At 42.9% G+C, this 6,284-nt stretch carries 5 protein-coding genes; 1 reads left to right on the top strand and 4 read right to left on the bottom strand.

Annotation, left to right across the window (positions count from 1 at the left end):
• The first annotated feature begins 639 nt into the window (after positions 1-639).
• Entirely contained in the window at positions 640-1,149 is a 510-nt protein-coding gene (locus L2730_RS02565; protein ID WP_248973158.1) for a DUF4124 domain-containing protein, read from the top strand.
• Positions 1,150-1,212: 63 nt separating this feature from the next.
• Here the strand turns inward: L2730_RS02565 and L2730_RS02560 are convergent, their stop codons facing one another.
• The 4 genes from L2730_RS02560 to rluD all read right to left on the bottom strand — a co-directional run bounded on the left by L2730_RS02560 (position 1,213) and on the right by rluD (position 6,240).
• Positions 1,213-1,533, bottom strand: coding sequence for a hypothetical protein (locus L2730_RS02560; protein ID WP_248973157.1), 321 nt, complete (start codon positions 1,531-1,533; stop codon positions 1,213-1,215).
• Positions 1,534-1,764: 231 nt separating this feature from the next.
• Entirely contained in the window at positions 1,765-4,338 is a 2,574-nt protein-coding gene (gene clpB / locus L2730_RS02555) for an ATP-dependent chaperone ClpB (protein WP_248973177.1), read from the bottom strand.
• A 181-nt stretch (positions 4,339-4,519) separates the two neighbouring features.
• Complete coding sequence (pgeF, locus tag L2730_RS02550) at positions 4,520-5,269, bottom strand: peptidoglycan editing factor PgeF (RefSeq protein WP_248973156.1); 750 nt, start codon at positions 5,267-5,269, stop codon at positions 4,520-4,522.
• The gene (gene rluD / locus L2730_RS02545) at positions 5,269-6,240 is read right to left on the bottom strand and encodes a 23S rRNA pseudouridine(1911/1915/1917) synthase RluD (RefSeq protein ID WP_044556057.1); all 972 of its coding nucleotides are present in this window, start codon (positions 6,238-6,240) and stop codon (positions 5,269-5,271) included. Before rluD ends, pgeF begins: the two co-directional genes overlap by 1 nt.
• Positions 6,241-6,284: the final 44 nt, after the last annotated feature.

Below are 6,284 nucleotides of genomic sequence, written 5' to 3'. Positions count from 1 at the left end.
GTGCCCACACAGATTTGCTTGTCATATTGTTAAAGAGCGTGAAGTCATCTTTCATACTTCGCCGAAGACGCTAGGTCGTTGGCTTGAGGAGGCGTATTCTACACTCTCCAGTGGCGGCGTCAAGCGCTTATTTTAAGAAGTTTTTCAAGCGATGATTTCTTAACCACTCTCGTGAAAAGAAGCATTACCCGAAGCCCTTAAAGCGTTTGTCACCTGAATCAAATACCCGAAGGTTTTTAACTCTCTAACACTTCTGCAAGTCCCTTACTACCTAAGCTTTCGTTTAGTTAGTTGGCCTGCTGTGCCGTGTCAGTGGATGCGCATTATAGGGAAGTTTTGGCAGAGCACAAGAGGGATTATGAAGAAAAGTAGAATAAAAACCAATTTAGTATACCAACTGAATAAAACCCGCTCACAAAGTCTGCTTTTCATACAAAACCAGCGAACCGTGGGCTAATTAATGCAGTATTACCTAAGCGAAGTACTTCTACCTAAGGAGTTCGCAGTGGAAAATCAATGACCACTTCTATATAGAAGTAAGAAGCTTCATTTGCTATGAAGCCAATTATCACGCTAGCATGGCAATTATGGTAAAAATCTTTAATACGAAACTATAGTCACTTATATAGAAGGTGAAGCATGTTATTAGCTCCGATTACTGTCACTGCTAGCCAAATAAATAGTCCCAATCTCTTCGCTCACTCCATTATTGCCGTTCTATCAGGTTTATTATTGCTTACTAGCCTGTTCAGTAACGATGTATATGCAACTGAAATCTATACTTGGGTCGATGAGCATGGCGTTACGCACTTCAGCCAAGAACCACCAGAACAAAAACAAGTTAAAAAGATTTATAGTGAAGACATAAAACCAGCAAAGATAGGTACTGTCTCCCCTAAAGCAACAGCCAAAGTTATAAGTGAACCTACAGAGTTAGAAAAGTCCGCTATCGCAATAAATAAATCTGATAAAGCTCAAGCAAAAGTGATCTGTGAAAATGCTAAACATAGCCTCAATGTACTAACAAGCCATTCAAAGTTAAATAAACAGAGTAAAGAGTCTGGCGAAAGTGTGGCGATGACTGAAGAGCAAAGGCAAACTGCGATAAAAGAACAAAAACAGCGAGTCTCTTTATTTTGCGCTAAATAATCTAATTTCGCTATGGGAAGAAAGCGAGACAGACAAAATCTGAGTCTGTCTCGATGTCATCAACTATTGGCTAGCAGTTAGGTTATACATTGAACGTGCAACTCCATCCTCACAGGCTTTTAATCCTGCCTCCCAACCATTGTCAAATTTATCTAAGCCATCAAGTGCTGTATCTTTGACTACCGAGCCGTATAACTCTGTTTGTTGTTGCTTGGTTACATAAGCATTTTTACAACCCCGATAGTAACCATAGTGGTAAAGGCTCTCAAACTCCTGATTGCCTTCACCAATATAAGGGGCTGATGCAAGCCCGCGTTGATCATTATTGGCACACCCCAATATAACTACTGAAGTTAAAACGATTACTGCTAAATGGAACTTCATATTCACGCCTCCCTGTAAGAAAACCCTGTAAGAAAACCCTGTAGCCAATACATTGAAAGTTAACTAATGCATTGCTGCTATCAATATCATTGAGTATTGACGATAAATTTGAGAATACAAACAAATCGTTAAGTTACAGATGCAGACCTTTCCAGTTAAGGAGGTAAGAAAGTAAAAATGGCATCCCCTTTACAGGGATGCCATTTAATGAATAACTCATTCACAACACAATTACTGGGTAAAAGTCAGTTCATTGTCTAATACCGAGATATGAATCGTTTTGCCGGGTTGTAGTTGTCCACTTAGTATTTTTTGTGCCAGTGGATTTTCAACTTCCTGCTGCAATGCCCGCTTTAGTGGTCTCGCACCATATATAGGGTCGTAACCTGCGTCTGCAATAATCGCTAATGCGTCATCACTAATGACTAACTCGTAGTCTTTCTCTGCTAGCCTTTGCTTAAGTCCATCAATTTGAATTGATGCAATATGAGCAATGTTCTCCTTATTTAACGGATGGAAAACAACAGACTCATCGACTCGATTCAAAAACTCAGGTCTAAAATGTTGCGTGACCACCTGCATAACATCAGATTTCATCTCATCGTAGTTTTGAGAGCCGAAGCCTGCTTGAATCGCATCAGAACCAAGGTTTGATGTCATAATCACAACGGTATTACGAAAGTCTACAGTGCGGCCTTGGCCATCAGTCAAGCGACCGTCATCGAGCACTTGCAATAAAATATTGAACACATCAGGATGTGCTTTCTCTACTTCATCTAGCAAAATCACCGAATAAGGTTTACGCCTTACCGCTTCAGTTAGATATCCACCCTCTTCATAGCCAACATAACCAGGAGGGGCACCAACTAAACGCGAAACAGAGTGTTTTTCCATAAACTCAGACATATCAATTCGAACTAACGCAGATTCTGTATCAAACAGGAATTTTGCTAGTGACTTACACAGCTCTGTTTTACCTACGCCAGTAGGTCCTAAAAATAGAAAAGAACCAATAGGACGATTAGGGTCGGCAAGCCCTGCTCGGCTACGACGAATGGCATTCGATACCGAATCGACAGCTTCGTTTTGACCAATGACACGTTCGTGCAATGCATCTTCCATCTGCAGTAACTTTTCTCGCTCACCCTCGAGCATTTTTGATACTGGGATCCCAGTCGCTTTTGACAGCACCTCTGCGATCTCTATATCAGTCACTTTATTGCGTAGTAGAGTCATATCTTGCATTTCAGCTTGTGCCGCAAGATCTAGCTGTTTTTCAAGCTCAGGAATACGACCATATTGAAGTTCAGACATACGCGTTAAATCACCCGCTCGCCTTGCAACTTCAAGATCCATCCGCGCTTGCTCTAGATCAGCCTTAATATGCTGAGTTCCCGCTAATGCCGCTTTTTCAGTATGCCAAATCTCATTTAGCTCGCCCGCTTTAGCTTCGACTTCTTTAAGTTCAGAGCGAAGCACATCCAAACGACGTAGGCTTGCTTCATCCTCCTCTTTGCTTACCGCTTGCTCTTCAAGTTTTAACTGAATTGCGCGGCGCTCGAGTTTATCGAGAGATTCTGGCTTAGAGTCTATTTGTATTCTGATACTTGAAGCTGCCTCATCAATTAAATCAATGGCTTTATCAGGTAGCTTACGATCCGATATATAGCGGTTAGACATGCTAGCTGCGGCGACAATGGCAGGATCAGTGATCTCCACATGATGATGCAGCTCATAACGCTCTTTTAGTCCACGTAAAATAGCAATGGTATCTTCAACATTGGGCTCATCCACCAGCACCTTTTGGAAACGACGCTCTAACGCAGCATCCTTTTCAATGTACTGACGGTATTCATCTAATGTAGTGGCACCAACACAATGCAGATCGCCTCTAGCCAATGCTGGTTTAAGCATATTACCCGCATCCATAGCGCCATCGCCTTTACCGGCACCAACCATAGTGTGCAACTCATCGATAAAGAGGATAACTTGGCCCTCTTCCTGAGAAAGCTCATTCAGTACTGCTTTTAAACGCTCTTCAAACTCACCACGGTATTTAGCACCTGCGACTAACGCGCCCATATCCAAAGATAAGACTCGTTTGTTTTTTATTCCTTCTGGCACTTCATTGTTGATGATCCGCTGTGCAAGCCCTTCAACAATAGCGGTTTTACCCACTCCAGGCTCACCAATGAGTACAGGGTTGTTCTTGCTACGACGTTGCAAAACTTGAATCGTGCGACGAATCTCATCATCACGACCAATCACAGGGTCTAACTTCCCCTGCTCGGCACGTTCGGTAAGATCAACCGTGAATTTTTTTAATGCTTGGCGTTGATCTTCCGCATTAGGGTCATCAACATTCTGACCATTACGGATCTGATCAATTGTATTTTCCAACAGGGCTTTATCTGCCCCCGACTTTTTCAAAGCTTTGGCTAGTACATCATTGCCATCCAATGCGGCGAGGACAAATAGTTCACTAGAGATAAACTTGTCTTTACGCTTCTGAGCTAGCTTATCGCACACATTAAGAAGACGTATCAATGCTTGAGATAGCTGAACATCTCCGCCAGTGCCTTCAACCTGAGGCAATTGCTCCAACTCTTTACTTAATAAAGAACGCAAGCTACTGACTTGAATTCCAGCTTGGGTCAATAATGGGTGAATAGAACCGCCATCTTGATTAAGCAATGCCATCATCAAATGTACGGGCTCGATAAATTGGTGATCTCGACCCAATGCCAATGATTGAGCGTCCGAGATAGCAATTTGGAATTTATTGGTCATACGATCTAATCGCATCATTCCTCCGGTAACTCAGTTAGGTTTGTATCATTGCCACAAATCGTCACGCAAAACTCAATACTCTTTGAGCACTGCATTTAGCTTAATACAAACAGAAAATAATAGATCTGCTCTACAAGACCGTAAAGCATGTGATAACTAAAATATGGGGGCTATTTGAACAATTTCAAGTAAGGAGTTATGCATTGAGCCAAATAAATGAGGCCATTCTGCCAGTAACACCATCACGGCGGTAAGAGAAAAAAGATTCAGAGTCAGTCACTGTGCAGCGTTTATCTGCATAGACCTTATTCACACCGAGTTTGCATAAGCGGATCTTTGCTAGCGCATGAATATCAGCCATATACTTGTCACTGCCTTTTTGTTGACATGTTTGTCTAAAACAATTTTCAGCTTCAAGATCATAGGCTACAAACTGCTGCTTTACCTCTTCACCCACTTCAAAAGCACTGGGACCAATCGCGGGACCAAGATAAGCGACAAGCTCTTTTGGCGAATGGCTAAACTTGTTAACCGCAACCTCAATAATTCCATCGCATAATCCACGCCACCCAGCATGTACAGCCGCAACTTCGGTGCCATCAACATCACACAATAAAACTGGAAGACAATCAGCGGTCATCACCACACAGACCTGGTTGCTGCTATTGCAATAACTACCGTCGGCATAATGAATGTGGCTATTATCGGCGTTAACAACCTCAATACTATGAGTTTGCTCAAGCCAAGCAGGACTTACGGGGAGATTTAACTGATGCTCAATAATCTGTCGATTGCGATTAACATTAGCGAGGTTGTCACCAACATGCGCACCGAGATTTAAACTATCATAAGGCGGTAAACTGCTACCACCTTGGCGAGTCGAAAAAGCAAGGTTTACTCCCTTAGGAATAAACCATGCTAACTTCTCATCAACAACATCAACCATTAAATTACGGCTGGATTATCGAGGGTATCTTGACGCAGTGCCTTGGTCAGCTTAACCATATCGTCAGGGACAGGTGCCTGCCAGCTCATAATTTCACAAGTGAAAGGATGCGCTAACTCAAGACGTATTGCGTGCAATGCTTGACGCTTGAAGCCCATATAGGTTTCAAAAAAGTCAGGCGCAGCTCCTTTAGGTGGACGCGGACGTCCTGCATAAACAGGATCACCGACCAATACATGACCGATGTAAGCCATATGCACACGAATTTGGTGTGTACGACCAGACTCTAGGCGAAGACGTAAACGGGTGTGAGCTCGGAACTTCTCAGCCACGCGGTAATGGGTCATCGCTGGCTTACCGTTATGGACTACAGCCATATGGGTACGCTTAGTTGGATGACGATCGATAGGTTCATCGACAGTGCCGCCCGCAATAATACCGCCTTGAACAATCGCTTCATATTCACGAGTGATCTCACGAGCTTGCAGTGCTGTGACCAAATGTGTCTGTGCTTCAACCGTTTTAGCTACAACCATCAAACCAGTCGTGTCTTTATCTAAACGATGAACAATACCTGCACGAGGCACCAATTCGATACCAGGACAATGATGCAGCAAAGCATTCATCAGGGTACCATCTTGGTTACCAGCACCAGGATGCACTACGAGTCCAGCTTGCTTATTAATAACCAAGATATGGTCATCTTCATAAACAATATCTAGATCGATAGCTTCAGCTTTTGCCGATGTTTCTTCTTCCAGTGTTGCTAAGACAATGATCTCCTGACCTTCTAAAACTTTGGTTCTAGGTTTGTCAGAAACATTACCGTCAATGCTAACTGCACCGGACAGAATCCACTCTTTAATGCGTGTTCGCGAGTAATCAGGGAACAAATCAGCCAAAGTCTGGTCTAATCTTTGCCCTGTTTGTATTGATGTTATCTCGCTTTTTAGTTTAATCTCTTGAGTCATATGAACCGTACCCACGTTTCGGGGTCCAAAAATGTTTACTATCT

The organism is Shewanella kaireitica, from assembly GCF_023284045.1.
Taxonomy (GTDB): Bacteria; Pseudomonadota; Gammaproteobacteria; order Enterobacterales; family Shewanellaceae; genus Shewanella; species Shewanella kaireitica.
Note: the sequence above shows the minus strand (reverse complement) of the source record. Positions and strands in the feature narration are given on the sequence as shown.

Bases quoted from the DNA above. Each gene is read 5' to 3' on its own strand.
- L2730_RS02565 (WP_248973158.1), top strand. From the start codon at position 640: ATGTTATTAGCTCCGATTACTGTCACTGCTAGCCAAATAAATAGTCCC.
- L2730_RS02560 (WP_248973157.1), bottom strand. From the start codon at position 1,533: ATGAAGTTCCATTTAGCAGTAATCGTTTTAACTTCAGTAGTTATATTG.
- clpB (WP_248973177.1), bottom strand. From the start codon at position 4,338: ATGCGATTAGATCGTATGACCAATAAATTCCAAATTGCTATCTCGGAC.
- pgeF (WP_248973156.1), bottom strand. From the start codon at position 5,269: ATGGTTGATGTTGTTGATGAGAAGTTAGCATGGTTTATTCCTAAGGGA.
- rluD (WP_044556057.1), bottom strand. From the start codon at position 6,240: ATGACTCAAGAGATTAAACTAAAAAGCGAGATAACATCAATACAAACA.